This is a genomic window from Actinoplanes sp. CA-030573, from assembly GCF_050951115.1.
Lineage (GTDB): Bacteria > Actinomycetota > Actinomycetes > Mycobacteriales > Micromonosporaceae > Actinoplanes.
The window spans coordinates 317,334-343,726 of sequence record NZ_CP192038.1; the positions used below are offsets into that span (position 1 = coordinate 317,334).

General features: G+C 72.2%; 24 protein-coding genes. 12 read left to right on the plus strand and 12 right to left on the minus strand.

Translation table 11 applies throughout. The features are described from left to right. Positions 1-159: 159 nt before the first annotated feature. Both ACQP2F_RS01470 and ACQP2F_RS01475 read left to right on the plus strand, forming a co-directional pair. Positions 160-954: an IclR family transcriptional regulator gene (locus ACQP2F_RS01470; protein ID WP_433299887.1), complete on the plus strand. Its 795-nt coding sequence runs from the start codon at positions 160-162 to the stop codon at positions 952-954. A gap of 89 nt (positions 955-1,043) precedes the next feature. After that, on the plus strand, positions 1,044-1,736 hold the full coding sequence (locus tag ACQP2F_RS01475) for an anti-sigma factor family protein (RefSeq protein WP_433299888.1): 693 nt from the start codon (positions 1,044-1,046) through the stop codon (positions 1,734-1,736). A gap of 15 nt (positions 1,737-1,751) precedes the next feature. On the opposite strand, the gene rarD is transcribed toward ACQP2F_RS01475, so the two are convergent. The 3 genes from rarD to eccE all read right to left on the minus strand — a co-directional run bounded on the left by rarD (position 1,752) and on the right by eccE (position 5,089). Then, positions 1,752-2,684: an EamA family transporter RarD gene (rarD, locus tag ACQP2F_RS01480; RefSeq protein WP_433299889.1), complete on the minus strand. Its 933-nt coding sequence runs from the start codon at positions 2,682-2,684 to the stop codon at positions 1,752-1,754. Between the two features lie 122 nt (positions 2,685-2,806). Further along, complete coding sequence (locus ACQP2F_RS01485; RefSeq protein ID WP_433299890.1) at positions 2,807-3,184, minus strand: phage holin family protein; 378 nt, start codon at positions 3,182-3,184, stop codon at positions 2,807-2,809. A gap of 57 nt (positions 3,185-3,241) precedes the next feature. Next, entirely contained in the window at positions 3,242-5,089 is a 1,848-nt protein-coding gene (gene eccE / locus ACQP2F_RS01490) for a type VII secretion protein EccE (protein ID WP_433299891.1), read from the minus strand. 287 nt (positions 5,090-5,376) lie between these two features. On the opposite strand from eccE, the gene ACQP2F_RS01495 reads away from it, so the two are divergent. From ACQP2F_RS01495 to ACQP2F_RS01510, 4 genes are all read left to right on the plus strand, one after another. After that, positions 5,377-5,706, plus strand: a complete 330-nt coding sequence (locus tag ACQP2F_RS01495) for a WXG100 family type VII secretion target (RefSeq protein ID WP_433299892.1) — start codon at positions 5,377-5,379, stop codon at positions 5,704-5,706. A 25-nt stretch (positions 5,707-5,731) separates the two neighbouring features. Beyond that, positions 5,732-6,025: a WXG100 family type VII secretion target gene (locus tag ACQP2F_RS01500; protein ID WP_433299893.1), complete on the plus strand. Its 294-nt coding sequence runs from the start codon at positions 5,732-5,734 to the stop codon at positions 6,023-6,025. 282 nt (positions 6,026-6,307) lie between these two features. Next, positions 6,308-9,880: an SseB family protein gene (locus ACQP2F_RS01505; protein ID WP_433299894.1), complete on the plus strand. Its 3,573-nt coding sequence runs from the start codon at positions 6,308-6,310 to the stop codon at positions 9,878-9,880. Beyond that, positions 9,880-10,242, plus strand: coding sequence for a hypothetical protein (locus ACQP2F_RS01510; protein WP_433299895.1), 363 nt, complete (start codon positions 9,880-9,882; stop codon positions 10,240-10,242). Before ACQP2F_RS01505 ends, ACQP2F_RS01510 begins: the two co-directional genes overlap by 1 nt. Positions 10,243-10,252: 10 nt before the next feature. Here the strand turns inward: ACQP2F_RS01510 and ACQP2F_RS01515 are convergent, their stop codons facing one another. The 7 genes from ACQP2F_RS01515 to acs all read right to left on the minus strand — a co-directional run bounded on the left by ACQP2F_RS01515 (position 10,253) and on the right by acs (position 19,286). Further along, the gene (locus ACQP2F_RS01515; RefSeq protein WP_433299896.1) at positions 10,253-11,167 is read right to left on the minus strand and encodes an alpha/beta fold hydrolase; all 915 of its coding nucleotides are present in this window, start codon (positions 11,165-11,167) and stop codon (positions 10,253-10,255) included. 46 nt (positions 11,168-11,213) lie between these two features. Beyond that, positions 11,214-11,714, minus strand: coding sequence for a hypothetical protein (locus ACQP2F_RS01520; protein ID WP_433299897.1), 501 nt, complete (start codon positions 11,712-11,714; stop codon positions 11,214-11,216). A gap of 49 nt (positions 11,715-11,763) precedes the next feature. After that, positions 11,764-12,126 (minus strand): hypothetical protein, encoded by a 363-nt coding sequence (locus tag ACQP2F_RS01525; protein WP_433299898.1) that lies wholly within the window; start codon positions 12,124-12,126, stop codon positions 11,764-11,766. 101 nt (positions 12,127-12,227) lie between these two features. Next, positions 12,228-14,624, minus strand: coding sequence for an immune inhibitor A domain-containing protein (locus ACQP2F_RS01530; protein WP_433307297.1), 2,397 nt, complete (start codon positions 14,622-14,624; stop codon positions 12,228-12,230). A gap of 213 nt (positions 14,625-14,837) precedes the next feature. Further along, positions 14,838-16,190 carry a vanadium-dependent haloperoxidase gene (locus tag ACQP2F_RS01535; RefSeq protein WP_433299900.1) on the minus strand — a complete coding sequence of 451 codons (1,353 nt, stop codon included), beginning with the start codon at positions 16,188-16,190 and terminating at the stop codon, positions 14,838-14,840. A 106-nt stretch (positions 16,191-16,296) separates the two neighbouring features. Continuing rightward, on the minus strand, positions 16,297-17,157 hold the full coding sequence (locus ACQP2F_RS01540; RefSeq protein ID WP_433299902.1) for a helix-turn-helix domain-containing protein: 861 nt from the start codon (positions 17,155-17,157) through the stop codon (positions 16,297-16,299). Between the two features lie 143 nt (positions 17,158-17,300). Further along, entirely contained in the window at positions 17,301-19,286 is a 1,986-nt protein-coding gene (gene acs / locus ACQP2F_RS01545; RefSeq protein ID WP_433299904.1) for an acetate--CoA ligase, read from the minus strand. 205 nt (positions 19,287-19,491) lie between these two features. Between acs and ACQP2F_RS01550 the strand changes: the two genes are divergently transcribed. Then, positions 19,492-20,238 (plus strand): oxidoreductase, encoded by a 747-nt coding sequence (locus ACQP2F_RS01550; protein WP_433299906.1) that lies wholly within the window; start codon positions 19,492-19,494, stop codon positions 20,236-20,238. A gap of 60 nt (positions 20,239-20,298) precedes the next feature. Next, positions 20,299-20,775, plus strand: a complete 477-nt coding sequence (locus ACQP2F_RS01555; RefSeq protein WP_433299908.1) for a PH domain-containing protein — start codon at positions 20,299-20,301, stop codon at positions 20,773-20,775. A gap of 522 nt (positions 20,776-21,297) precedes the next feature. Here the strand turns inward: ACQP2F_RS01555 and ACQP2F_RS01560 are convergent. Further along, a complete protein-coding gene (locus tag ACQP2F_RS01560; protein WP_433299910.1) occupies positions 21,298-22,089 on the minus strand; it encodes an HAD family hydrolase in 792 nt (263 codons plus the stop codon). Between the two features lie 321 nt (positions 22,090-22,410). Then, a complete protein-coding gene (locus tag ACQP2F_RS01565) occupies positions 22,411-22,752 on the minus strand; it encodes an STAS domain-containing protein (RefSeq protein WP_433299912.1) in 342 nt (113 codons plus the stop codon). 237 nt (positions 22,753-22,989) lie between these two features. On the opposite strand from ACQP2F_RS01565, the gene ssd reads away from it, so the two are divergent. The 4 genes from ssd (at position 22,990) to ACQP2F_RS01585 (ending at position 26,385) form a co-directional block, all read left to right on the plus strand. Beyond that, positions 22,990-24,075, plus strand: coding sequence for a septum site-determining protein Ssd (ssd, locus tag ACQP2F_RS01570; RefSeq protein WP_433299914.1), 1,086 nt, complete (start codon positions 22,990-22,992; stop codon positions 24,073-24,075). Beyond that, positions 24,072-25,259: a TadA family conjugal transfer-associated ATPase gene (locus tag ACQP2F_RS01575; RefSeq protein WP_433299916.1), complete on the plus strand. Its 1,188-nt coding sequence runs from the start codon at positions 24,072-24,074 to the stop codon at positions 25,257-25,259. The genes ssd and ACQP2F_RS01575 overlap by 4 nt, the downstream gene beginning before the upstream one ends. A 233-nt stretch (positions 25,260-25,492) precedes the next feature. Further along, positions 25,493-26,038, plus strand: coding sequence for a hypothetical protein (locus tag ACQP2F_RS01580; RefSeq protein ID WP_433299918.1), 546 nt, complete (start codon positions 25,493-25,495; stop codon positions 26,036-26,038). Next, entirely contained in the window at positions 26,035-26,385 is a 351-nt protein-coding gene (locus ACQP2F_RS01585) for a hypothetical protein (RefSeq protein ID WP_433299920.1), read from the plus strand. The genes ACQP2F_RS01580 and ACQP2F_RS01585 overlap by 4 nt, the downstream gene beginning before the upstream one ends. Positions 26,386-26,393: the final 8 nt, after the last annotated feature.

The window sequence follows — 26,393 nt, forward strand, 5'->3', positions numbered from 1 at the left end:
GGCCATCGACCGCCGGCCACGGCGGCAGAATGCATCCGAGCGCGTTCGGTGTAAATGACCACACGCGTCGTGCAAATCGATCGTGATCCACATGGCTTTTGGCATTCCGTCGGCGGAAGATTATTCATATGGTGTAAGTCCCTGGCGTCGGAGGTAGCTGTGCGCGACCCCCTGGCGGAGCCGTCCGATCTGATTCGGAGCGTGTCACGCGCGTTGCGCGTCCTCGAGTCGGTCGGCCGGGCCCCGCGCGGACTCACCGTGAAGCAGATAGCGCGACGGTGCGAGTTGACCGTCGCGACGACGTACCACCTCGTGCGCACTTTGGCCTACGAGGGCTACGTGATCCGTCGGGAGGACGGCACGTACATCGTCGGGCTGGAGATCGCCGATCGGTACCGTGAGCTCGTCTCCGCCTTCCGTGGCCCGCCCGCGGTCGGCGAGGCGTTGCGTCGCGCCGCCCTCGACACCGGCTACACCCACTACCTCGGCCGCTTCGTCGGCGGGCGGATCGCGGTGACCGCCTCGGCCGAGGGCGCCCGCTCGCCGTTCGTCGACGACATGGCGCCCGGCTTCGACGAGGGCGGCCACGCCACCGCGCTGGGCAAGGCGCTGCTGGCCACGCTGACCCCCGACCAGCGGGCACGATACCTGCGCGACTACGGCATGCGCCAGTTCACGCCGGCCACTCTGATCACCTCGGACGCGCTCGAGGCCGATCTCGCGGCCGGCGAGCGGCGCGGCATGCAGATCGAGATGGGCCAGTTCCGGCAAGGCCTGGCCTGCGCCGCCGTGCTGGTGGTGGCCGACCGCGACATCGAGCGCCGGCTGGTGCTGGCCTGCTCGCTGCCGGCGGCCGAGATGCTCACCTCGGCTCGGGTCGTACGGGCCAAGTTGACCTCGGCCGCGCGCAACGTGGCCGAGGCCCTGTCCGCCGGGGAGTCGGCCACCGCCTGACCAGCCCGTCTAAACCTCCGTTGAACCTCCGGCCGCCGAGCCCCGTAAGACAGGGTGCACGCGGGAGGTCAGCGGAGGGTGGTGACGGGGTGCACTGCGAGCACGAGCATGATGACGGCGCGTATGTGCTGGGCGCCCTCTCGCCGGCCGAGCGCGCCGCCTACGAACGGCACCTGGCCACCTGCTCCTTCTGCCGCGAGGCGGTCGCCGACATCTCGACGCTGCCCGACCTTCTGTCCCGGCTGGACGCCAAGGAGTTCGCCAAGCTCCTCGACCCCTCGCTGACGGCCGATCACCCGGGCGCCTCGCTGCGGGACATGGCGGCGCCGGCGGCGGGGCGCGGCCGGAGGCGCAAGAACCTGGGCGTACGGGTGATGAGCACCGTGGCGGCCGTCATCCTCGTGGGTCTCATCGGCATCGGCGTGCTCGCCTGGACCCGCGACACGTCGGTGCCGGGCACCGCGCCGGCCGGTCCCGCGGTGGCGATGACCCGGGTGGACGCGGCCTCGCCGGTCTCGGCCACGCTGCGGCTGACCACCACGGCCGGCGGCACCAAGGCCGAGCTCAAGTGCGCCTACAGCGACGAGGCCAAGGACAAGGCGACCTTCCGGCTCATCGCGTACGGCCGGGACAACGAGCAGGAGCAGATCGGCTCCTGGGACGCGAGCCCCGGCGGCGAGTTCCCGATGCAGGGCTTCACCCACTTCGGCAAGGGCAACATCAGCCGGCTGGAGCTCGTACGCGCCGACGGCCGGGTCATGCTGGCCTACGACGTCCCCTGACCTCCTGATTCCGGGTCAGCGGGTCGGTAGGGCGTCGACCGGCTCGGCGGTGGCGGCCGCCGGACCGGTCGCCGTCCGTCGGCGCTGCCGCAGCGCGTCCGCGGTGAAGATGATCAGCGCGATCCAGACCAGCCCGAAGCCGGCCAGCCGGGCCGGCGGCATCGGTTCGTGGAAGAGGAAGAGGCCGCAGGCGAGCTGGATGATCGGCGCAACGTACTGCAGGATCCCGATGCCGACCATCGGCACCCGGTTGGCGCTGGCCGCGAACAGCAGCAGCGGCACCGCGGTGGCGACGCCGGCGAGGATCATCAGCACCGTGTGGGTGGCGCCCTCGTGGCCGAAGTGGGCATGGCCGGCCACGGTCAGCCAGCCCACGTAGATCAGCGCCGGGACGGCCAGCACCGCCGACTCGACGAACAGGCCCTCGGCCGGTGGCAGCTGGAGCCGCTTCTTGACCAGGCTGTAGGTGCCGAAGCTGGCGGCCAGCAGCAGCGCGATGTAGGGCAGGCGGCCGTAGTCGACGGTCAGCACCACGACGGCCAGGCCGCCGATCGCGACGGCGATCCACTGCCAGGAGCGCAGCCGCTCGCGCTGCACCGTCACCCCGAGCAGCACCAGCACGAGCGGGGTGATGAAGTAGCCCAGCGCCGTCTCGACGACCCGCGACGAGTTGACGCCGTAGATGTAGGTGCCCCAGTTCACGGCGATGAGCACGGCGGCGGCCGCGATCCCGCCGAAGAGCCGTGGCGAGCGCACGATGCGGGCCAGGAACCGCCAATTGCGGGCCGCCGCCAGGAGCAGGCTGACGAAGAGCACCGACCAGATCACCCGGTGGGCCAGGATCTCGAGCGGCGAGGCGGGCTTGAGCAGCTTGAAATAGATCGGGAAGAAACCCCAGAGGACGTACGCCGCCAGGCCGTACAGATATCCGCGCCGCTCCTCGCTCATGCCCCCACGGTAAGGGTTAGCCCGCCGCACGGTCCTTGCATATGGCAAGGCTCACGCAACGCGAAGGCCGCCCGCGCGTGATCGAGCGGGCGGCCCGGCGAATGCTGTCCAGCTGCGGGCGATCAGTCGTCGCCGTCGGGAACCAGCATGTTCAGCAGCCAGCTCACCACGCCGACGATCAGGGCGCCGAGAACCGCGCTCCAGAAGCCGTCGACGTGGAAGGGCAGGTCGAGCTGGTCCGCGATCCAGCTGGTCAGCAGGAAGAGCAGGCCGTTCACGACGAGCGCGATCAGGCCCAGCGTCAGGACGTAGAGGCCGCAGCCGACGACCTTGATGATCGGCCGGAGCACCGCGTTGACGATGCCGAAGATGACCGCGACGGCCAGCAGCGTTCCGATCTTCTTCGGAACGGAGTCGGTCTCGACCGTGATCCCGCTGACCAGGAGCGTCGAGATCCACAGCGAGACGGCCGTGATCACCAGCCGGATGAGGATTCCCATGGCACCGGATGGTGTCACGATCATGCCAATCTTGTCGCCCCACCGCGCCCTCGATGATCAGCGCGTCGGAGCGCCGATCAGCTGGCCCTCGATGGGGGTCTCGGCCAGCGCCGCCCACCGGACCGCCCGCCGGTTGACCACGCCCACCATGTCGGGCCGGATCCGGGTCATCCACTGCGCCACCTCGCCGAGGCCGAGTGCGCCGCCGAGCAGCGTCGCCTCCTCCGGCCGCAGCGGCTGCAACAGGAGCAGGTCGGCCCGGGAAGCCACGTCGACGTCGGCGGCGCCGAAGTCGTCGCGGACCACGAGCGTGGCCTGCCAGCCGGCGCCCGGGCGGGTGTCGGCGCCGACCGGGCCGACGTCGACGACGACCAGCAGCGGGTGCAGGGCCGAGCCGGGAGCGATCTCGATGGCCCGGCCCGGTGGCACGACGGCGATCGCCTCGCCGGGGACGGCCGCGCCGCGTACGAACGGCTCCCACGCCTGGGGCCGGGCGGTCTGGACCACCACCCGGGCGCCGAGCGCCATCGCCCGCATCGAGATCAGCTGGGCCGCCCGGACGCCGCCGACCAGCAGCGCGCGGGTCTGCTCGGGACGGAACAGGCGGATCACCACCGGGTTGCCGTGCCGGTTGCGGCCGAGCATCAGGCCCGAGGTGCCGACCGGCAGCAGCATGCCGTCGCTGCGCTCGGCCGGGTGCAGGTCGGGCGGCAGGCCCGGCACGCCGGTGGGCGAGCCGCCGAGCGGCAGGGTGGCGGCGAGACCGCGCAGGTGCTCGCCGTCGAGCCGGCGGATCTGCGCGTGCTCGGCCGACACCACCTTGCGCAGCGCCTGGGTGGCCGCGCCGAGCGAGCCGGCGTCGGGGGCGGCCAGCCGCACGGTCATCTCGATCGGGGTGGAGCCGTGCGCGGGGCGCGGCCCGGCGGTCAGCGAGACCGTGGTCGCCGCGGCCGGCAGCGTGAGCATGCGGGGGACCAGCCGGCGGGACGTCTCGATCCGGGTGTCGGGCCAGCGGCGCAGCTGGAAGGTGGCCTGGACGAGGCCGCCGAGGCGGAGGCCGGGCCACGACTCCTGGGCCGCCGCGGCGCCCTCGTCGTGCGCGATCTCGGCCAGCACCCGCAGCGCCGCCGCCTCGCCGAGGGGGCGGGCCGGCGCGGTCGACAGGCGCCGGGTCATCTTGCGGACCAGGCCCGAGAGCGTACGGCGGAGCTCGTCCTCGGCGAAGCCCTCGGCGCGCAGCACCCGCACCGCGAGCAGGGCCCGGCTGTGGCCGAGCAGGCGGCCCTCGGTGAGCTGGCGGTAGGAGTTGGCCGGGGTGCCGGCGCCGGCCCGGATCGACGGCGCGGGCGCACCGCTCAGCAGCAGCTGGATCAGCACCGGCGGCTGGTCGGGCCCGGTCGGCGGCAGCAGGGTGGCCGGCGAGGGCAGCGTGGCCGACTCCTCGGCCAGCAGACCGGCCGGGTCGCCGAGCTCGAGCACCGCGGTGAGCCCGTTGCCATCGACGATCACGGCGGCCGGGTCGCCGGCCAGGTCGGTCTGCTCGACGCGCGAGCCGGGCGCCACGAACTCGAGCAGCGACAGCGTGGCCGGCCCGCCCGGAGCGGCGTGCCGCCGGCCGCTGTAGCGCAACGCGACGCCGATCCACTCGAAGACCCAGCGGCCGCGCAGACGCAGCCAGGTCAGCGCGAGCACGACGAAGGCGACGACGGCGCCGATGGCGAGGCCGATCGCGCCGTTGATCGCGCCGATCAGCAGGGCGGCCGCGGCGACCTGGGTGCCGATCCACTGGCTCCCGCGGATGCCGAGCAGACGGCCGTGCCGAACGGGCCGGGTGTTGACCTTCGGTAGCTTGGCGCCGCCGGTCAGGTCGCGGTAATCCCGGTCGCCAGCCACGCCCACCGTCACCGTTGCTCGTCCTTCCGGCTGCATTCCGCCACGTCGTGGCCTATCGTAGGGCCCCCCGAGCCGCCGTAGGGGGTGCGAGGTTATCCACAGGTTGCTATCCCGGGCTATCGCGGATTGACCCGGGTCGCTACCGTCGGCGACATAGAAGAACAGTAGTTGGCCGATCACGGGCCGCCCCCCACGCTTTGCGCGGCCGGGTTAACGTGGTGGCCTACGTCGATACGCCGAGGGCCGATGGGCCTGTCCACAAGGGATGCCGGTGTCTCGGCGACGAACAAGAAAGCGGGGTGACGTCCGGGGTGGCCCAGACGCGAGCTGAATCCGCGGTGATGGCGCAGACCGCCGCGAAGTTCGACACGGTCAACGACCAGCTTCAGCAGATGCTGAGCACGCTCATGAACGAGCTGTCGAGCCTCCAGAGCACCTGGAAGGGCCTCGGCGCGCAGGCGTTCGAACAGGTCAAGGCGCAGTACGCGGCCGACCTCAAGAGCCTCAACCAGGCTCTGTCGGAGACCGCCGAGTCGATCCGCGGGTCGGCGACCGGCTACGACACGACCGACACGGACGCCGCCAGCAAGCTTTCCAGCAGCGGCGGCAGCTTCTCGCTGCCGCTCTGAGCCGAGACGAGGAGAGTCGATATACATGAGTGACGGAATGCTTCTCGTCAACTTCGGCGCCCTGCAGCAGGCGACCGGCGACATCAACAAGGCCATCAGCACCATGCAGAGCCAGCTCGACCAGCTCTCGCGTGACGCCGGTCCGCTGGTGGAGACCTGGGACGGCGCGGCCAAGGAGGCGTACGCGGCTCGCCAGGCCAAGTGGCAGGCCGCTTCGCAGGACCTCACGCAGATCCTGCAGAACATCAAGTCCGCCGTCGAGCAGTCGACCCAGGACTACATCCAGACCGAGAAGCAGGCGACCCAGCGCTTCACGTGAGCGCGCGCCCGCGACGCGACGGAACGGCCGGTTCAGCCCTCGAGGTTGGGCCGGCCGTTTCCGTTTGGTCCGTTCTTTCGCCGTTCGTGTCCCCCGAACGCGTACTGGTCGAATAGGCCATTACGGCTACGATCAGTACTTGGCTGATCGCGTCCCGCAACCGAAACGGGGCCGTCGGCGACGACTTGACCGTCAGCGCAACGCCGCCCATTGTGATCGCCGCCTGACCTTGTAGGTTGTACGCGTTGAGATGGCCTCGTCGCGCGGTGGGGAGAGGTGGACGTGTCCGAGTGGGAACCGGCTACGGACGCCGAGGTCGCGATGCGGGATGCGTTGCGCACGGACGACCAGGAGTCGTACTTCCGCATTCTCGCCGGCGTTGACCTGCTCCTGCCGGTCTCGGCGGACGCCCTGCAGGGGCTGTCGCCGCTCGGCTGGGGCACGTGGAGCACCGGCGGCCGCACGCATGTCCTCGCATTCACGTCCCCGGCGGCCATGCAGTCATGCCTGGCCGACTACAACGGCTCGGCGCGGCGGGTGCCGTACGGCGAGCTGGCCAACACCTGGCCCAACCTCGAGTGGTGGCTGGCGGTCAACCCCGGCCTGCCGATCGAGGGATATCTGCCGGCGTGGTTCGTGGCCCAGCTCTCCCGCGGCGACCTGAGGTTGCCGACCCGCGGCCCCGGCCGCGAGAAGCCGCCCAGCCCCGCGCGCATCCAGGACCTGCACTCCGCCGCGATGGCCGCCAACGCCGCCGTGGCGAAGAAGGACGAGGCCGCCGCCCAGCAGCCCGCGAGCTCGCCGGCCGCCGCCGCGCCGCCCGCAAGCTCGCCCGCCGCCTCGCAGCCCGTGAATTCGCCGGCCGCCGCCCAGCAGCCGGGGAGCTCGCCGGCCGCCGCCCAGCAGCCGGGGAGCTCGCCGGCCGCCGTCCCGCAGCCGGCTGGGTATCCGCAGCCAACCGGTTTCCCGGCCTCGGCCGCCGCCGGATTCCCGGCCTCGGCCGCCGCCGGATTCCCGGCCTCGGCCGCCGCCGGATTCCCGGCCTCGGCCGCCGCCGGATTCCCGGCCTCGGCCGCCGCCGGTTATCCGCAGCCCACCAGCGCGCCTCCCGCCGGCATTCCCGCCGCCGCGGCGGCCGGTTACCCGCAGCCCACGAGCGCCCCGCCGACCACATCTCCGGCGCCTTCCTTCTCGGCGTCCACCCTGAGCGGCGCGCCCGCCGGCTACGCACAGGCCGCCGCCGCGTCGCGTATGCCCCAGATGCCGGCCGCCGACGAGCCCCAGCCCGATGCCGCCTCGGCGCCCGCTTCGGCCCCACCGGCACCGGGCCACCCGACGTCCGGCCCGCCTGCCCCCGGACGCCTGGCGTCCGCCCCCGCCGCCACGGCCGGTCCCGCCTCGGCCCCGCCCGCTGCTTCCGCCTCCGCCCCGCCCGCGGCTTCCGCTTCAGCCCCGCCCGCGGCTTCCGCTTCCGCTCCGCCCTTTGGCGCGACCCGTCCTGCGTCGGCCCCGCCCTCGGGCGCCGCTTGGCCCACTTCGGCTCCGCCCGCGGCCAGCCGCCCGGCCTCGGCCCCGCCGGCTCCCGCCCGGCCCGGCTCCACCCCGCCGCCCCCATACGGCGCGCAGTCTCCCGCCGCCCAGGGCGCACCGCAGATCGGCCCGGGTGGCCTTCCGATCCGAACGCCGGGCGCCGTCATGCCGAGCGGCCTTCCCTCGCGCACTCCGACGTCGGCCACGCCCGGCTCGGCGTCTCCCACGTCCGCGGCGCCCGCTTCCGGCCCCACCGGTTTCGCCGGCCCAGGCCCGGTGGTCCCGGCACCGGCCGCGCTTCCGGTGCCGCCGGCGTATCGCCCGCCCTCGATTCCGGGCGACGCGGCGGGTGGGTGGCCGGGTTCGGTGCCCGGTGGTGACCCGCGCGGCCCGCTGCAGGACCCGAACGGGCCGCTTCCCGTGCGCACCCCGATGGCCAACACGCCGCCGGTGCCGGAGCATCTCGCCGGCAGCCCGGCCGAGCAGCCTTACGACCCGCGCCTGGGCGTCCCCTCCGCGCCCGCGTTGCCCGAGCTTCCCCACCGTCACTCGCCGCAGGACGAGGCCGCGCGTGGTGGCTTCGGGCCGGATGCCGCCGGTCGCGGTGGGTTCCCGGCCGGGGACGCTGCCGGGGGTGGCTTCCCGCAAGGGCCGGCCTCGCCGCAGGCCGCGGGCGCTCAGCGCGGCACCGATCAGCCGGCGCCCGGCTTCGGGACGCCGCTGCCCCGCCGGCAGGCCGCTGCGTCGGCTGAACCGGCGCCCATGACGTCGTTCCCGGCGTTCAAGACTCCGGCCGAGCGGGCCGCCACCGCCGCCGCGCAAGCTGCCGCACCGGCCGCGCCCGGCGCGTCGGGCGCGCCGGAGGGACCTGCCGCGCCCGGTGTGCCGGCCACGCCCAACGCGCCCTTCGCGCCCGGCACGCCGGCCGGACCCGCGGCCTACGGGGCGGCGGCCGGACCCGCGGCCTACGGGGCGGCGGCCGGACCCGCGGCCCACGAGGTGCCGGCTGGACCCGCGGCCTACGGGGCGGCGGCCGGACCCGCGGCCTACGGGGCGGCGGCCGGACCCGCGGCCCACGAGGTGCCGGCTGGACCCGCGCCCTACGGCGCGCCGGCTGGACCCGCGCCCTACGGTGCGCCGGGCGGACCTGCGGCTTACGGCGCGCAGGCCGGATCCGCGGCGCCCGTTGCGCCGGGTGCGGGACGTGCGGGGCTCGCGCCGCCGGTTATTCCGGGGGCGCCGGGCAGTGACCGGCCCGCTCGCCTCGGTGCGACGCCGCCGCTCGAAGTTCGTGGCGCGGCCGCTCCGGTTGCGGCGGCGGGCGTGCGGCCTGGCGGTCCGGCGGCGCCGCCTCCGCCGGCCGAGCCGGTGGGTGAGCCGTTCGTTCCGGCCAACGACGTCGAGCGGGACCTTCTGGACGCGGCCGGCGCGCACAGCACCGACCAGTTCCTCTCCACGCTGCTTCTCGCCACCGTGCTCGTGCCGGTCGCGCACCACTCGCGGCCGGGCAGCGCGCCCGGGGAGTCGGGGTTCGCGTTCCGCACCGAGGACGCCGAGGGCGAGCGGTTCCTGGTCGTCTTCACCAGCAAGGATCGTCTCGCCGAGCACTTCGCCGAGCCGACCCGGACGGTCAGCGTCCGGTTCTACGAGCTCATCCGGAACTGGCCGGACCCGGAGTGGTCGTTCGCGGTCAACCCGGGCACGCCGGTCGGCGCCAAGTACCCCGGACCGCAGGTCATCGCACTGGCCAGCTGGGCGGCCGAGGCCGGCCTCGACCCGGAGCACGGTGACGAGCCGGGCGAGCCGGTTCCGGCCCCGGCACCGGCCAACGACGACGCTCAGCACGCGACCGTCATGCAGAAGACGGTTCCGCCGGAGCAGGTCGATTTCTACCTCGAGCGCGGGTACGACCGGGTCGCCGGCTTCGTGCACCGGGCGACCGAGGTGGAGCACTTGCGTACGCCGGGCGAGCTGTTCGGTGCGCTGGGCCTCACCTACGAGGGGTCGCCGCACCAGGGTGACGCCAAGGAGGCGTACGTCCTCCGTTGGCCCGCCTATCGCCCCAGCCTGTACCGAATCCCTTACGGCGGCCAGAACGAGCAGGCGCTGAAGGCGATGGACGGCTGGGTGATCGAGCGGGCGCCGTTCCGGGGCAACGGTTTCGCGCCGGGCGAGGGCCGGGACGTGATCGCCGAGTTCAAGGTGGACAGTGTGCGGCTGCCGCATGGCGCGCAGCTGTGGCGCATCGACGCCGACGGCAGCGAGCACATGGTCGCGATCTTCGACAACGACGGACCGCAGTGGCGCCGGGTGGGTGAGCAGTGATGCGCGACGGGTACGTCGTGACGTGGCAGGGCCGGGAGTACGACGCGGTTCCGGACGGCGACAACGTGCGGATCTACACGACCCAGCCGGCCGACGGCTTCGACGAGGTCAAGCCCGGCCGCTACGTGCGGGTGCTGACCCCGGAGGAGTACGACGAGCTGGTCTACGTGCGCACGACCTGCACCTGGCGCGGCGCGCCGTTCCTGGTGCTGGCCGAGGCCGACAACTGGTTCCGGGTCGAGTACACCGGCGGGCGGGCCCCGGTCGCGCGTCAGCTCGGCCTCGAGGAGTTCGACTTCGGCGTCTACCAGGCGTGGGCGCCCGCCAACGAGGTCCTCGACCTGCACGAGCAGCGCATCTGAGCCCAGGACGCTACGGCGTCTTGAGCCAGCGCAACACCTCGCCGGTCACCACGTCGGCCGCCTCCTGGTGCAGGAAGTGGCCGGCGTCCGGGATCAGGCGCCACTCGTACGGCGCGATCACGTAGCGGCCCGAGCCCTGCGCCGTGCGGGGCAGCGTGGCCGTGTCGAGCGCGCCGTGCAGCTGCAGCGTCGGCGTGATCAGCGGGTGCTGCATGAGCTTGACGAACCGGTAGCCCTGCAGGCGAAGCGCGCTGCGGGCGACCCAGCGGTACGCCTCCAGGGCGCAGAACGCGGCCTGCGGAATCTGCATCGCCTGGCGGCAGCGGGCCACGTAGTCGGCGAACTCCGGAGTCTCCCTCCACTCCGGACCGGTCCACTGTGTCATCAGCTCGCCGACCAGGGCCGCGTCGTCGCGGGTCAGGACGTGCTCGTAGCGCGGGACCTGGAAGCGCAGCACCGTCGAGGAGGCGCTGAGCTGGCCGCGCGGGTCGGCGAAGAGGGCGGCGCGCAGACGAAGCGGGTGCGCGGCGCCCAGCACCACGAGCCGGCTGACCAGCTTGGGGTGGAAGGCGGCCGCGGCCCAGCCGATCATGCCGCCGGCGCCGGCCCCGACGATCATCGCCGAGCGCTCGCCGAGGGCGCGGATCAGGCCGGTGACGTCGGCGGCCATCGTGTATCCGTCGTAGCCCCGCGGCGGCTTGTCGCTGGCGCCGTAGCCGCGCAGATCGATCGCGACCGCGCGGAAACCGGCGTCGGCCACCCGCATCATGATGTCGTGCCAGGCCCACCAGAACTCGGGAAAGCCGTGCAGGAACAGCACGAGCGGGCCGGTGCCGGCCTCGACGACGTGGAAGCGGCTGCCGTTCGCGCCGACGAAACGGTGCGTCCAGGGACCCTCCACCAGGACACACGACTCGTCAACCATGCACCAAGACTAGGCGGTCGCCACGAATCCGAGCCGCCCCGGCGTCTCACCCGGCGAGTTGGACGTGTTCCAGGCGGGCCGGACGGCCGGTGCCGCAGGAGACGGGCGTCGATCCGGGCGTGATCCGGGCGCGTACCCGTTCGCCGGCGGTGAGCTTCAGCGAGGCGGACGAATAGACCGCGTACGCCTCGCCGTCCGTGGCCTGGAAACCGAAGCAGGGACCGGATCCGCCGCGGGTGACGGTGGCGGTGATCCAGCCGGCGCGCACGGCCTCGACCGGCGGGGTGGGCCGGCGGGACGGCGGGACCGGTCCCGGCCGCCGGGTCGGGGTGTGGGCCGGCGCGGCGGCCGGGGGCGCCTGCCCGAGGCCATTTCCGGTCACGGTGGGAGGAAGTGTCGCGGGCCCGGTGACCGCCGGGGTCGACGGCGCGAGCGCGGGCGAGACCGGGGCGGCGATGGTGTCCGGCGGTGCGGTCGACGGATCCACCGTGCAGCCGGAGAGGAACGTCGCCGCGACGACCGCGACGAGCGGCAAGGACTTGCGCACCGGCTACCCCCGTGAGTGTTCCGCGGCGGACAGACTAGCCCGGAACCGGTCAGCGCAGGGGTTCGGCCGAGATCAATTCCAACAGCATTCCGGGACCGCAGTCGATGCGTACGCGCGCCGCCTGTGTCTTGATCTTGATTCTCGTGCCTTTTGTCAGTTCGATCCCGGCCGTCGAGTGCAACGCATACTGCTTGCCGTCGTCGGTCTCCAGGCCGTAGCAGGGCCCGGTTCCACCGGCCGTCACCGTGCCCACGATGTAGTCCCGGGGCTTGATCAGGTCGGACGGATCGTTCGGCGGGTGGCTGTCGGTCGACCCCGCCGCCGATGTCGGACTTACCGGAGGCAAAGAAGACGCGGGAGACGCGCATCCGGACACCAGGATGAGCAGGGCGGCGGTCAGCGCGTACCTCATGGGGAATGGGACGCCACGACGGACCGCGACGTTCCCCGGAACCGGAAAGGGGCGACGCCCGGGGAGCAGGATCCCCGGGCGTCGTCGCTGGTGCGTCGTGATCAGGAGACCGCGACCGTCATCGAGGTGCCGTTCTGGCTGAGCACACCGATCTTCACGCCGACCGCCGGCAGCTTGACGCCGTGGTTGGGCAGCTCGTCGTAGAAGTACTTGCCCTTGTCGTTGAAGAGCGGGTTGCCGAACTGCGGCCACACCGGCGACGGCTTGCCGTCCACGTGCAGCAGCATGCCGTCGGTCGGGTACAGGCCGAACGGTGCGTCGTAGACCTGGATGCGGGACCGGAACGGCACGCCGTTGACGTTGTTGAACGGCTTCGGGTGCGCGTCGATGTAGAGGTTGCGACCCTCACCGGGGTGCTCGTTGGTGTTGTTGTCGGCCTGCGAGGTGTCCCAGTACGAGATCAGCAGACCGGTCTGGTAGTTGTAGTGCTCCACGTAGTCCGGCTTGGTCGACGGCCAGCCGAAGTTGTACGGCCCGGTCGCCAGGTACTTGTCGTACGACGTGTAGCTGCGGTTGCCGGCGATGTAGTAGCCGGGGAACAGGTCGGTCCGGGTGGCGCCGACGATCGTGAAGCCGTCCAGCGTGAAGGCGCTGTCGCCCTCGGCGCCGTCAGTGACCAGCGGCGTGCCGTCGGCCGAGATCGTGATGTCGTCGCCGAAGAAGCCGCCGTCGTTCGTGCCGCCGTCGGAGAGGTAGTGCAGGCGGAAGGTGACCTTCTGACCGGCGTACGCGTTGAGCGGCACCTCGACGTCGGCCCACTTGCCGCCGGTCGAGCCGTTCAGCGCGGGGTTCTTGCTGGCGTCGACCGGGAAGGCCGCGCCGTCGACCGTGCCGTTCAGCCGGGTCCAGTGGGCGCCGCCGTCGGTCGAGGCCTCGACGTAGAGGTAGTCGTAGCCCTTCTCGATGGCATAGCGGGCCTTGAAGGTCGCGCTCGCCGTGGTCTTGCCGGTCAGGTCCAGCTCCTTGGTCAGGGAGTTGTCCAGGTTGTCGGCGTTGCCGGAGAAGAACTGCTTGCTTCCGGCGTACGGCGCGCCCAGGTCGGAGGTGACCTCCTTGTCGGGCAGGGTCACCACGACGGCCTGCGACTTGGCGGTGTTGAACTCCTCGGGGCCGAGGTTGACGATCTTCTTCTCGCCCGCCTTGACCTTCGTGTAGTCGAGCCAGCCGAGCTGGAGCTTGTTCCACGCGCCGAGGTCGCCGGGGCGGCTGCCGAGCGGCTCACCCTTGGCGTTGAGGCGGCTCTGCGCCATCAGCGTCCAGTATTCGTTGCTGTTGTCGCCGAGGCCGCTGGTGTCGTAGTCGTCCGGCAGGCCGAGGTCGTGGGTGTACTCGTGGGTGAAGACGCTCAGCCCACCGTTCTCGGGCTGGATCGTGTAGTCGCCGATCCAGATGCCGGTGTCGCCGATCTGGGTGCCACCGAGCCGGTTGGTGGCCGGACCGGTCACGCCGATGTCGGTGCCGTACGCGTACCAGCGGTGGCTCCAGATGGCGTCCTCGCCCTGCTGCGGGTCGCCGTCGGCCTCGTCGCCGCCCGCGTGGACGATCTGGAAGTGGTCGATGTAGCCGTCCGGCTCGTTGAAGTCGCCGTCACCGTCGAAGTCGTACCGGTCGTACTGGTCCATCGACTTCAGGTCGGCGGTGATCTGCGCCTGGGTCCGGCCCGCGGCCTCCTGATCGGCGACCCACTGGTTGGCGGCGTCGCGTACCAGGTCCCACGTCGTGTTGCAGACGTGGCCGGCGCAGACGTTCGGGTCGTCGCCGTTGGCGTCCTTCGGGTCGTCGGTCGAGCGGCCGTACCGGGCCTCGTTGTACTTGACCTTGACCCAGTCGGTGACCTCGCCGTCGACGCTGTAGCGGCCGGACGACTGGGTCTCGAAGTAGGTCTTCAGCGACTCGGTGTTCTTGCCGGTGCCGAAGTACAGCTGCCGGTAGTGGTCGGCCGAGTAGTCGGCCTGCCAGACCGTCGTGTTGTCCACGGTGCGGTCGGGCGCCGGGATCTGGTTGTTCAGCGGCCCCGAGTACGTCGACGGGCCGGCCACGGCCGGGTTGGTGTCCCGGTCGGGGAAGCGCGGGTCACGCTCGTCGCCGAACTCGGCCAGGATCACGAAGATCCGGTCGGTGCGCTGCCGGGCGAGCTCGACGTACTGGTCCTTGCCGCGGCCGCGGTTGGTGCCGCCGTTGCCCTGGGTGCGGCCGACCTTGACGACCGTGCTGCCGTTGCGGTCGACCGCCTTGGCCTTGCCGCTGACCACATCGGACACCGCCTGCTCGCGCAGCGCGCGGCGCTTGTCCTCCAACGGGTTGGGCAGATCGTCGATCGGTGGGGCATCACTTCCGGCTTTCGCCGCTGGAGCCGGTTCCGCCGGTGGGGCCGCCGACGCCATCGCCGGGAACGAGGCCCCGACGCTGGTCATCATCGCGGCGCCGAGTAGTCCCACGACCACCTTGCGCACTACGCATACCTCCGCATATGGCCGGCCAGCTGGGTCTTGCGGCCGGCGTACAGCCGTCCCGTGATCAGGGACAGGAGGTCAACGTATGTAAAGACAGCGATGTGATGGCGTCTAGATCAAAATCGATAGGCGACGGTTACGTGTTATGGATCAGCCGTGATGACCCCGGGCGCCGGGTCATCACGGCTGGTGGTGGGGTCAGAGCAGCTTGTTGCCGACGATGTAGGCGGCGACCTGGTCGCCCGAGCTCAGGCCGCTGTCCGCGTCCCAGCGGAAGTGCACGCCGAGCCAGAGGCGGCTCATCGCGTCCTCGGTGGCGGCCGCGCTGAAGCTGGTGAAGGTGCGGGTCACACCGGTCGCGTACGGATCCTGGGTGCCGGCCGTGAACGTCACGGCGTCGGTCCCGTAGTAGCGCTTCATGATGCCGGCCCAGGCCCCGGCGAACGTCGCATGACCGGAGATGTACGCCGGGAAGGGCGGCGAGAAGTGGTTGCCGCTACGGTCGGCGGACAGCGGCTGCCAGGCGGCGTCGGGCGTGGTCGCGGCGTTCCCATCGCCCTGCGGCTCGGCGATCGCGGTGTCCGGCCGCCACAGGTCGATCGAGGTGTCGAACTTGGCATCCCAGGCGGTGATGCCGGCGTCGGCCATGGCCATCGAGACCAGGGCGAACAGCTTGATCCGGTTGGTGCCCGACCGGGCCGCCGCCACGTCCTGCGTGATCTTGAAGAGCTGGCCCGGCGGCTTGTACGTGCCGTCCAGGTCGTTGGCCCAGAAGTGCGCCGCGACGGTCTGGTCCGCGGTGCGGGCGGAGACCGGGGCGGACGCGGAACCCGCCGCGCGGACCTCGTTGACCTGCTGGGCGTACTGCGTGCTGTGCAGCATCGTGGTGACGTCGGTGAAGCCGCCCGGCAGCGACGGCCGGAACTGGCTGGGCGAGGCCAGACCGAACGGCGTGACCTTTCCCCAGTTCGGGTCGACCGCCGACTTGCCCGACTCGGTCGGCCGCCATTGGCCCGCGGTCAGGCTCGGGGCGTACGCGGTGGTGTCGGTCGAGTGGTCGTTGGCCCGGGCGCTCATGATGTTCTGCACGACCCGGGTCGCGACGTCGGTGGAGAGGCCGTTCGGTCCCGGCTCCAGCGGCACGCAGTTCTTGCGGGCGGTGGTGTAGTACGACGCCGTGTCCAGGCTCGGGAAGAGGTTCTTGAGCATCGTCGACGCGGCGGTGTCGTAGTTCATGATCGGGTCGTACGAGTACCCCGCCGCCGGCGCCACCTTGGTCAGGTAGGGCGTGCCGGCCATGCCGAGCGAGACCGCCGTGTCGTACATGGCCAGGTGCATCATGGCGCCGGCCCGGCTGAGCCTGGTCGGCGACGCATTGCCGCCGGTCGCCGAGGCGTAGGCGGTCAGCAGCACCTGGTTCCAGTAGATCGCATGGTCGTCGCAGCTGGGCACCGGAATCGCCAGCGCGGGCGGCGGCGCGATCACCGTGCCGACGGCACTGATCGATACCGCCGCCGCGGCCGCGACGGCAAGGGAACGGATTCTTCTCACTGGACCTCCCCGTAGTGGAACTACGAGGAATGCTCGGCCCGCGCGGTGACCCGATGAATGGCGAAGCGGCAGCCGTCCGGAACCTGCACTGTGGATAGTCGGCTCGTCACACCCAGTCACGCCGGGAGGCGGCGATGCCGAGCGTCAGCCGGTTGGTCGCGCCCAGCCGCTCCTCGAGCAGCTCGAAATGCCGCCGGACCCAGCGCACGCTGCGGCCCATGGCGCGCGCGATCGCCTCGTCCTTGAGGCCGGTCGCGGCCAGTCGCAGGATCCGCAGCTGCACCTCGCTCGGCCCGTCCGCCGGCGCTGTGCCGCCGAACGGCACCGCCTGCGCCCACAGCAGGTCGAAGTATCGGGCCAGCGATTCGACCAGGCTGCCGCCGTGGATCAGCAGCATGCCCATCTCCGGCATCGGCCCGAGGCAGAGCAGGGCCGCGGCGTCGGTCACCAGCATCGGCGCCGGGACCTCCGGCAGCGCGCGCACCTCGGCACAGGTCGACGTGGCAAGCAGGGATCTATCGATCAAATGACGATGACGTACGCCGGGACGCGTGCAGTCCGGCTGGTCCAGTCCCAGATGCGGGCCCTGGACCAGCACGCACCATTCCCGGGCTCGGGCGGCCAGGTCGTGTGCGGCCGACCGGGCCGCCTCGGCGTCGGTGATCACCTGCAGGCGGGCGGCGCGGCGCTCGAGCCGTTCCAGCGCGGAGTACCGCTCGATCAGCCGCCGGTGCGCCCGCAGCACGAGTTGCTGCTCGTCGTCGAGCAGCCGCAGCATGGCGGTCATCGGCGGCACCGCGCTGTACCGCGGGACTGGTTCCGGCGTACGGAAGACCAGGCCCTGCCGGACCAGCTCCCGCAACGCCGTGCGTTCGTGGTCGAGAATGTCCGATTCCGGGCAGCCGCCGGAGGCGACCAACCGGTCATAGAGGTTGTGTGCGTTGTCGCTGAGTAGATCGGCCAGCATTCCAGGCAGCCCCGTTCCCCCGTGGCCCGATGTGCCGGTCAAATCCTCACCGGATCAGCGCATCGGAGTCAATCGATGGAACGGGCGGCAAGAAAGCGACGGCCGGCGGCGCTCGCAGGCACCACCGGCCGTTACGCGCATTTTCAGTCGTCCGCTTTGCCGGTCTTCATGCCGGCCGAGATGAGGTCCATCACCGCCGAGTCCTGCAGCGTGGTGACGTCGCCGAGTGACCGGTTCTCGGCCACGTCCTTGAGCAGCCGTCGCATGATCTTGCCGGAGCGGGTCTTGGGCAGCTCGGGAACGAGCATGATCTGCCGCGGCTTGGCGATCGGGCCGAGCGTCTTGGCCACGTGGTTGCGCAGGTCGACGTTGAGCTGCTCGCCCTTGTCGCCCTCGGTCTCGACGCTGCCGCGCGGGATCACGAACGCCACGATCGCCTGGCCGGTCGTCGGGTCGGTGGCGCCCACCACCGCCGCCTCGGCCACCGCCGGGTGCGACACCAGCGCCGACTCCACCTCGGTGGTCGAGATGTTGTGCCCGGAGATCAGCATGACGTCGTCGACCCGGCCGAGCAGCCAGATCGCGCCGTCCTCGTCCTTCTTGGCGCCGTCACCGGCGAAGTAGATCCACTTATCACCCTGGCCGGCGCCCGCCCCGAAGCGGGACCAGTAGGTGTCGATGAACCGCTTGTCGTCGCCCCAGATCGTGCGCAGCATCGACGGCCACGGCTCGCGCAGCACGAGGAAGCCGCCACCGCCGTTCGGCACCGACTGTGCGGTGTCGTCGACGACGTCGGCGACGATGCCCGGCAGCGGGGTCATGGCCGAGCCCGGCTTGGCCTCGGTCACACCCGGCAGCGGCGAGATCATCACGGCGCCGGTCTCGGTCTGCCACCAGGTGTCCACCACCGGCGTACGGTCGCGGCCGATGTTCTTCCGGTACCAGATCCAGGCCTCCGGGTTGATCGGCTCGCCGACGCTGCCCAGAACGCGCAGCGACGACAGGTCGTAGCCGGCCGGGATGTCGTCGCCCCACTTCATCATGGTGCGGATCAGGGTGGGCGCGGTGTAGAGGATCGACACCTTGTACTTGTCGACGATCTGCCAGAACCGGTCGCGGCCCGGGGTGTCGGGGGTGCCCTCGTACATGACCTGGGTGGCGCCGTTGGAGAGCGGGCCGTAGACGATGTACGAGTGGCCGGTCACCCAGCCGATGTCGGCGGTGCACCAGTAGACGTCCGACTCCGGCTTGAGGTCGAAGACGGCGTTGTGCGTGTACGAGACCTGGGTCAGGTAGCCGCCGGTGGTGTGCAGGATGCCCTTCGGCTTACCGGTCGTGCCCGAGGTGTAGAGGATGAACAGCGGGTGCTCGCTGTCGAAGGCCTGCGGCTGGTGCTCCGGGCTGGCCTGCTCGACCGTCTCGTGCCACCACTTGTCCTTCTCGCCCCAGGCGACCTCCTGCCCGGTGCGCCGGACGACCAGCACGTTCTCGATGCTCGGGCACTTCGCCACGGCCTCGTCGACGGTCGGCTTGAGTGCCGACGGCTTGCCCCGCCGGTAGCCGCCGTCGGCGGTGATCACGAGCTTGGCGTCGGCGTCCTGGATGCGGGTCGAGAGCGCGTCGACCGAGAAGCCGCCGAAGACGACGCTGTGCGTGGCGCCGACCCGGGCGCAGGCCAGCATCGCGACCGCGGCCTCCGGGATCATCGGCAGGTAGATCGCCACCCGGTCGCCGGCGCCGACGCCGAGGTCGGTGAGCGTGTTGGCGGCCTGGCTGACGCTCTTGAGCAGATCGGCGTACGTGATGGTCCGGGTGTCGCCGGGCTCGCCCTCCCAGTGGATCGCGACCTTGTCGCCGTGGCCCGCCTCGACGTGCCGGTCGACGCAGTTGTACGCCACGTTGAGCTCGCCGCCGAGGAACCACTTCGCGAACGGCGGGTTGGACCAGTCGAGCACCTGGTCCCACTTCTTCGCCCAGCTCAGCCGCTCGGCCTGGGTCGCCCAGTAGGCGAGGCGATCGGCCGCGGCCTCCTCATACGCATCGGCTTTGACGTTGGCATCCGCCGCGAGCTGCTCCGGCGGTGGGAACTTACGCGTCTCGGAGGAAAGGTTCTCCAACGTCTCGCTCATGAGGGCGGCTCCTCTTGTCTGGTCTACTTCGTTGCACACTAGTTCGGCCTCTGGGGCCCGGCGAGGGTTGCGTCGGGTAGCGCGCCCGATGGGCGGCTCCGCGCGCCGGATGACCGGTTGCTGCTTGGTACTGCGCGAATCTTGCCAGTTGCGAGCCGGTTTGCGCACCCCATGTTTCGCGTGTCTTACCGGCTACGGTGTTCGGGTGAACCCTCTCGCACCGCTTCTCGATCTCGCCGATGTTGCTCCCGCGCTGGCCGCGGCCCGCGACCGGGTGGATGCCGCGATGCGGCATCGTGCGCTGCGCCGGCACGGCGGTCAGGTCGCGGCCGAGGCCTCGCTGCGGGCGGCGGTGGCCTCGGCGGCGTTGGAGGGTCACGCTTACGACCTCGAGGAGGTACGCGGGGGGACCGTGACCGATCCGGTCGTGCAAGGCGCGTTGCGGGTCGCCGAGTCGCTCGGCGGGCTGGTCGACCTGTGGCCCCGGGCGCCGCGGCAGGTTCTCGCCAAGCTGCACGTCCTGGCCGGTCGGGGCGTTGTCCCGCCGTCCGAGCTGGGGCGTCTGGTGGGTGGCGCCGAGCGTATCGACGCGTTGTCGGCGCTCGTCGCGGACTGCCCGTCGCCGGACAGGTCGGACACCCCGCCGCTGTTGCTGGCCGCGGTCGTGCACGCCGAGCTGCTGACGTTGCGCCCATTCGCCGGCCCGTCGGGCGTGGTGGCCCGGGCCGCCGCCCGGCTCACGTTGATCAACCGCGGTTTCGACCCGCGCGGCCTGGTCGCCGTCGAGGTCGGTCACCGCCTGCGCGAGCCGGAGTATGTGGGCGCGGCCGGCGCCTACGCCACCGGGACTCCCGACGGCGTCCGGTCGTGGCTGCGGCACTACGCCGCCGCCGTCACCGCCGCCGCGGACGAGCTGACCGTCATCGGCGATGGTGTCCTGGCGTCCGTCTGATCGGTCATTCTTGCGTCGAAGCCGGTCCGATCATTCGAGGCCGCTGCCATACTCGCTGGGGTGGAGGAAACCTGGACCCGGCCGTATTCACCCGGCCCTGGTCGCTGGTTGGTGATCGCCTGGGAGGCGGCCGCCCTCGCCTTCCTGGCCTGGGCCACGATCCGCCAGTTCGATCTCACCGGCCACGGGGTGAAGCTGGTCTTCTGCACGCTCGCCGCGGTGTGGGTGCTGGGCGCGCATCGCATCCTGCAGATGGGCGCCTACGTGGGCGCGCGCGGCCTGCGCATCCACGGCCTGGTGCGGTCGCGCACCATGCGGTGGGGCGATGTGGCGCACGTACGGCTGCACAAGTCCACGCACAAGGTAGGCCCGTGGCAGATCGAGAGCGGCATGACGGTTCTGATCGAGCGGCACGACGGCTCGATGGTGAACACCGAGCTGTGGGCCCAGGGCGTCGATTTCCACGCGCGGCCCAAGCTTTTCCGCGCGGTCTATCACGAGTTGCGGTCGCGCCACCTGGAAGCGGTCGCCCGATAGCTTTCAGAGAAAACCCGATAGCTCTTGGCGAAAAGTAGAGCCGGCGTCCCTTGAGGGGCGCCGGCTTTGCGCGTCCAGACCGGGTTATCAAGCGTGCACCTGGGTCGTTGTCGACAGTCCCGCAGCCGCCCGGCCGAAGCCGCTTGGCCCAGGTCCCGCCGCAACGTGCCTGCCGTGGCTGATCGCGCGTGGGTTCCCGGTGGCCGTGCACGAGTGCCGCCGCCGAGGACGCTGGCCGAGCCCTGCGAAGCCGGTAATCCGGCCCCCGGGTCATCCCGGATCCAGGCCCTCCGTAGTAGCTCTCGCCGTTTCTTTCTACGCCGCCGGCCGCTTGATCGCCAGGCCTTCAGCCCGGCAAACCTGGCGTTTCAGATTAGTCAGACCAAAGCCATTCGCGCTGCTCATTGGGCATGCGAATCCGCCGACCTTAACTCTTTGCGCAGGTCGCGTGCACGTTCCGGCGTGCTGGATCTCCGCCTCGCCCGGCGTTTCGGCGGCGGGATGGCTGCGGCCCGATCGGCTCTAGACGACGGCTCGCGCGCGGCGGTGGCGCGCATAGATCGCCAGCCCGATGCCGACGCCGACGCCGACACCGAGGGCGGCCGCCACCGGCACCGCCGGGCGCACCCGCCGGCCGACCGGGATCGGGTTGCGGAACTCGAGGATCGGCCACGAGTTCTCCAGCGCGGCGCGGCGCAAGGCGCGGTCCGGGTTCACCGCGCTGGGGTGCCCGACGGCTTCGAGCAGCGGCAGGTCGCTCGCCGAGTCGGAATAGGCGTAGCACTGCGCCAGGTCGTACCCGCGATCGTCGGCCAGCCGCCGCACCTCGACGACCTTGTTGGGGCCGGCCGCGTAGAACGCGATCTCGCCGCTGTACCGGCCGTCCACGATGCTCATTCTCGTGGCGATCACGTCGGTGATGCCGAGCAGCGCCCCGATCGGGCGGACCATCTCCTCGCCCGAGGCCGAGACCAGGACGACGTCGCGGCCGGCCGCCTGGTGCTCACTGATCAGGACGGCGGCTTCGGCGTACACGTACGGATTTATCAGCTCTTGAAGGGTCTCGGCGACGATCTGCTGCACCTGCTCGACCCGCCAGCCCTTGGTGAGCGCGGCGAGGTAGTCACGCGTGCGCGCCATGGCTTGCTCGTCGCCCGCGCCACCGAGGCGGAACATGAGCTGTGCGTAAGCGGACTTCACGACATCGCGGCGGCTGATCAGGCCGTCGCGATAGAACGGCCGTCCGAAGGCCAGAGCGCTGGACTTGGCTATGACGGTCTTGTCGAGGTCGAAAAACGCGGCGCTGCGGCCCACGGGCCGAAAGTGTAGCCGCAAGTGGGTCTCCGGCGTCGCCCCCGGCGCGCCGGGCGGTGGACGGTGACGCGCTGTGAAATCGGTCAGACGGGCAGCACGTTCGCAGCGACGCACAATCGGTACTCGACGGGTGCGGCTTTCGTGAGGCATGCTAGTGCTGTTGCGATCGGGATTCACGTTGCTGCGGTCGCGCCTGACTGCCGGCTTCCCGCACATGACCCTCGGTGGTTGCGCCCCCCGCGATCACCGAGTCGATTCGGCTCGACCCCCCCGGAGCCGAATCCTCGGACGGCCCCCGTCTCCCCCGACGGGGGTCGTTCCCTATGTGCCGGTGGCCTCTACCTCGGTGGTGGCCAGTCCGAAGAGGTCGGACAGGCCGGTGACGTCGAGGACGCGGCGGAAGACGTGTGTCGGATTCACGACGATGAATCGGGTCGCGGCCGCCGATGACGCTTTGTAGCCCTCGATCAGGGCGCCGACACCGGTGGAATCGATGAAGGTGGCCTCGCGGACATCGATCCGCACGGTGGTCGGAGACCACGCGACGAGAGCATCCCGTACGCATTGAGCCAGCTCGTCGCAGTTCGCGAAGTCGATCTCTCCACGCACGCGGACCGTTGCCGTGCCGTCGTCGGCGAGCGTTCGCTGGATCGAAGCTTCCATGCCAACTCCATCATTCCCGTGTCGGCACCAACATACCCAACCGCGCCCAGCCGCACCCGTCGCCCGATCCCCTTCGGGATGGTTTGCGGGCGTTCTTCATAGCAGATCAACGCAGCACGACGGGGTTATCCACAGGGCCGGAAGTTTTCCACAGAACGCGATCCGGGGCGTTGCGGGGCGCGGGCCGCCTCGGCCACGGTGGGCGCCTCATCCGCCCGGAGCCCCTCGGAGAGCACGATGCCAGTCCCGCGCCTGCCCCTCGTCGTGACCGCCGATTCCCACCTGCTCGACGACCTCGTGCGCCTCGCCGCCGCCGGCCGCACCGAGGTCACCGTGGCCGCCGACCCGCAGGCGGCCCGGTCCCGCATCGCGAGCGCGCCGCTGGTCGTGCTCGGCGCCGACCAGGTCGTCGCCTGGCTGCGCGCCCGCGTGCCGCGACATCGCCGGACGGTGGTGGTGAGCCGGCACGGCTGGCCACCGGGCATCGACGACGCGGTGCGCCGGCTCGGCCCGATGCATGTCTGCCTGCTGCCCCGGGGCGAGCCGTGGCTGATCGACCGCTTCGCCGAGCGACCGCCCGAGCCGCCCGGCGAGCGGCTGCCGGTCGCGCGGACGATCGCGGTGATCGGCGGCCGCGGCGGCGCGGGGGCGAGCACGTTGGCCGTCGGCCTCGCGGTCACGGCGGCCGAGGCCGGTCATCGCACCCTGCTGATCGACGCCGACCCGCTCGGCGGCGGCCTCGACCTGCTGCTCGGCTGGGAGGAGCTGAGCGGCCTGCGCTGGCCCGAGCTGGCCGAGGCCGGCGGCCGGGTCGACCCGCCGACGCTGCTGGGCTCGCTGCCGCAGCGGGGCGACCTCGTGCTGCTGTCGTTCGACCGCGACGAGTTGCCGGCCGTGCCCGGCGAGGCGATGGCGGCCGCCCTCGACGCCGGCCGGCACGGCCGCGACCTGATCGTCGCCGACCTGCCGCGGCAGCTCGACGACGCCGCCGTGCTCGCGCTGCAGTCCGCCGACCGGGCGGTGCTGATCGTCCCGGCCGAGGTGCGGGCCGTGGCGGCGGCCGCTCAGGTCGTCCAGGCCGTCCGCGCCCACCGCGACGACCTCGAGCTGGTGGTACGCGGCCCGGCGCCGGGCAGCCTCAAGGCCGACCAGATCGCCAAGGTGCTTCACCTGCCCCTGGCCGGTCTGCTGCGGCCGGAGCCGGCGCTGTGCGAGGCGATCGAGCTCGGCCGCACGGTCGCCGCTGCCAACGGCAAGGGTCCGCTCTCCGCGTTGTGCCGCAAGCTGATCGGCCAGTTGGCGCCCACCGGGGTGGCGGCATGAGCGGGTACGGCGATCTCACCTCCCAGGTGCGGCAGCGGTTCGCGGTCGGCGGGGTGCGGGCGACGCCGGCCGCGGTCGCCCGGGCCGTGCGGCGCGAGACCGGCGCGCTCGGCGACACGGCCGTGCTGCGGATCGCCGACCGGGTGCACGACGAGCTGGTCGGCGCCGGCCCGCTGGCGCCGCTGCTCGGCGATCCCGAGGTGACCGACGTGCTGGTCAACGGCAAGGCGGTCTGGGTCGACCGGGGCGCCGGCCTGCAGCGGGCGGCGGTCGTCTTCCGCGACCACGACGAGGTGCGGCGGCTGGCCCAGCGGCTGGCGGCGGCCTGCGGGCGGCGGCTCGACGACGGCCAGCCGTACGCCGATGCCCGCCTGCCCGACGGCACCCGGCTGCACGCGGTGCTGCCGCCGGTCGCCACCGACGGGCCCTGCCTGTCGCTGCGGACGTTCCGGCAACGGCCGTTCAGCCTCGGCGATCTGGTCGAGCACGGCACGGTCGCGCCGACGGTGGCGCCGGTGCTGGCCGCGATCGTGGCGGCCCGGCTGGCGTACCTGGTGACCGGCGGCACCGGCAGCGGCAAGACCACGCTGCTGTCCACGTTGCTCGGCCTGGTGCCGCCGACCGAGCGGATCGTCCTGGTCGAGGACGCGGCCGAGCTCCGGCCGGTGCACCCGCACGTGGTGGCGCTCCAGGCGCGTACGGCCAATGTGGAGGGCGCCGGCGCGATCGGGCTCACCGACCTGGTCCGGCAGGCGCTGCGGATGCGGCCCGACCGCCTCGTCGTCGGCGAGTGCCGCGGCGCCGAGATCGTCGATTTGCTCGGCGCCCTCAACACCGGGCACGACGGCGGTGCCGGCACGCTGCACGCGAACACGGCGACCGACGTCCCGGCCCGGCTGGAGGCGCTCGGCATGCTCGGCGGCCTGCCCCGGGCAGCGCTGCACGCGCAGGTGGTGGCGGCCCTCCAGGTGGTGCTGCACGTGCGGCGGGCCGAGCGCGGACGGGTGCTGGAATCGGTGAGCATCCTGCTGCCTTCGGGCGAGCAACGTTTGGCGACAGTGGTTCCGGCCTGGCGGCGTACGCGCGGAGCCGGCCCCGCCGCGGCCGCGCTGGGCCGCCTGCTGGCCGCCCGAGGCGTCGCCGTGCCCGCGGTGCTGGAGCCGCCCGTGGGGGTGGCCGCGTGAGCGTCGTGCTGGTTTGTTGCCTGGTGACGGCCGCGGCGGTCGTGGCCGCGCCGCGACTCGGCCGGTGGTCCCCGCATTGGCCCGGGCGTCCGCAGTGGCTCGGGCGGTCTCCGCAGTGGCTCGGGCGGTCTCCGCAGTCGCTCGGGCCGTCTCCGCAGTCGCTCGGGTGGCCTCCGCAGGGGCTCGGGGGCCCGCCTTCGCAGCGGCTGTCGCGGGGCAGGGTGGCGTCCGCGGTGGCGGTTACGGCCGCGATGGGGCTGGTCGTCGCCGGCCCGGTGGCCGCGGTCGCGGTCGCGATCTATGCCGCGCTGGCCGGGCGGGCGTTGCTCCGGCGCGGTGCCCGCCGGCAAGCCATGGCCCGGCGGGTGGCCGCGGTGACCGCGCTCGGCGGGCTAGCGGCCGATCTGCGGGCCGGTCTGCCACCGTCCCGGGGCGTGCCGCTGCCGGGGCGGCTGGGTGAGCTCACCTCGTCGGTGTGGCGGCTGGCCGAGACGACCGGGGCGCCGGCGGCCGACCTGGTCGAGCGGATCGAGGCCGACGCCCGGGCCACGGATCGCGCGGCCAAGTCGGCGGCGGCCCAGGCGGCCGGGGCGCAGTCGACGGCGACGCTGCTGGCCGCCCTGCCGCTGGGCGGGATCGGGCTGGGCTACGGGATCGGCGCCGACCCGCTCGGCGTACTGCTGCACACGCCGTTGGGCGCGGCCTGCGCGATCGGCGCGGCCGGCCTGCAGAGCGCCGGCCTGCTGTGGTCCGAGCGACTGATCCGGACGACCCGATGACCGCGCCCGGGTCCGAAAGCGCGGGGCTGCTCCAGGCGGCGCAGTCCTGTGCGCTGGACGCGTTGATGAGGGAGGGCGGTCCGGTCCGGGTCGAGGTGCGTCCGTGCTGTCTGGCCGCGCTCGTCGGGCGGCGGGCGCCCGCCGCGTCCGGCGGCTCGACCGGGCCGTCCCAGAGCGGCGCCGCGGCGTTCCCGAGCGGCGCCGCGGCGTCCCTGAGCTGCGCCGCGGTGCCCCAAAGCTGTGCCGCACCGCCCCAGAGCCGCGCCGGGGCGCCCCTGAGCCGCACCGCGCCGCCCGAGAGCCGTGCCGCGGCGCCGAGGAACGCCGAGCTGCAGGTGACGCCGTGATCCTCGTG

What these genes read in the sequence shown, in the direction of transcription:
- rarD (WP_433299889.1), bottom strand. Translation starts at nt 2,684, where the DNA reads ATGAGCGAGGAGCGGCGCGGATATCTGTACGGCCTGGCGGCGTACGTC.
- ACQP2F_RS01485 (WP_433299890.1), bottom strand. Translation starts at nt 3,184, where the DNA reads ATGGGAATCCTCATCCGGCTGGTGATCACGGCCGTCTCGCTGTGGATC.
- ACQP2F_RS01500 (WP_433299893.1), top strand. Translation starts at nt 5,732, where the DNA reads ATGAGTGACGGAATGCTTCTCGTCAACTTCGGCGCCCTGCAGCAGGCG.
- ACQP2F_RS01510 (WP_433299895.1), top strand. Translation starts at nt 9,880, where the DNA reads ATGCGCGACGGGTACGTCGTGACGTGGCAGGGCCGGGAGTACGACGCG.
- ACQP2F_RS01515 (WP_433299896.1), bottom strand. Translation starts at nt 11,167, where the DNA reads ATGGTTGACGAGTCGTGTGTCCTGGTGGAGGGTCCCTGGACGCACCGT.
- ACQP2F_RS01525 (WP_433299898.1), bottom strand. Translation starts at nt 12,126, where the DNA reads ATGAGGTACGCGCTGACCGCCGCCCTGCTCATCCTGGTGTCCGGATGC.
- ACQP2F_RS01540 (WP_433299902.1), bottom strand. Translation starts at nt 17,157, where the DNA reads ATGCTGGCCGATCTACTCAGCGACAACGCACACAACCTCTATGACCGG.
- acs (WP_433299904.1), bottom strand. Translation starts at nt 19,286, where the DNA reads ATGAGCGAGACGTTGGAGAACCTTTCCTCCGAGACGCGTAAGTTCCCA.
- ACQP2F_RS01565 (WP_433299912.1), bottom strand. Translation starts at nt 22,752, where the DNA reads ATGGAAGCTTCGATCCAGCGAACGCTCGCCGACGACGGCACGGCAACG.
- ssd (WP_433299914.1), top strand. Translation starts at nt 22,990, where the DNA reads ATGCCAGTCCCGCGCCTGCCCCTCGTCGTGACCGCCGATTCCCACCTG.
- ACQP2F_RS01575 (WP_433299916.1), top strand. Translation starts at nt 24,072, where the DNA reads ATGAGCGGGTACGGCGATCTCACCTCCCAGGTGCGGCAGCGGTTCGCG.
- ACQP2F_RS01585 (WP_433299920.1), top strand. Translation starts at nt 26,035, where the DNA reads ATGACCGCGCCCGGGTCCGAAAGCGCGGGGCTGCTCCAGGCGGCGCAG.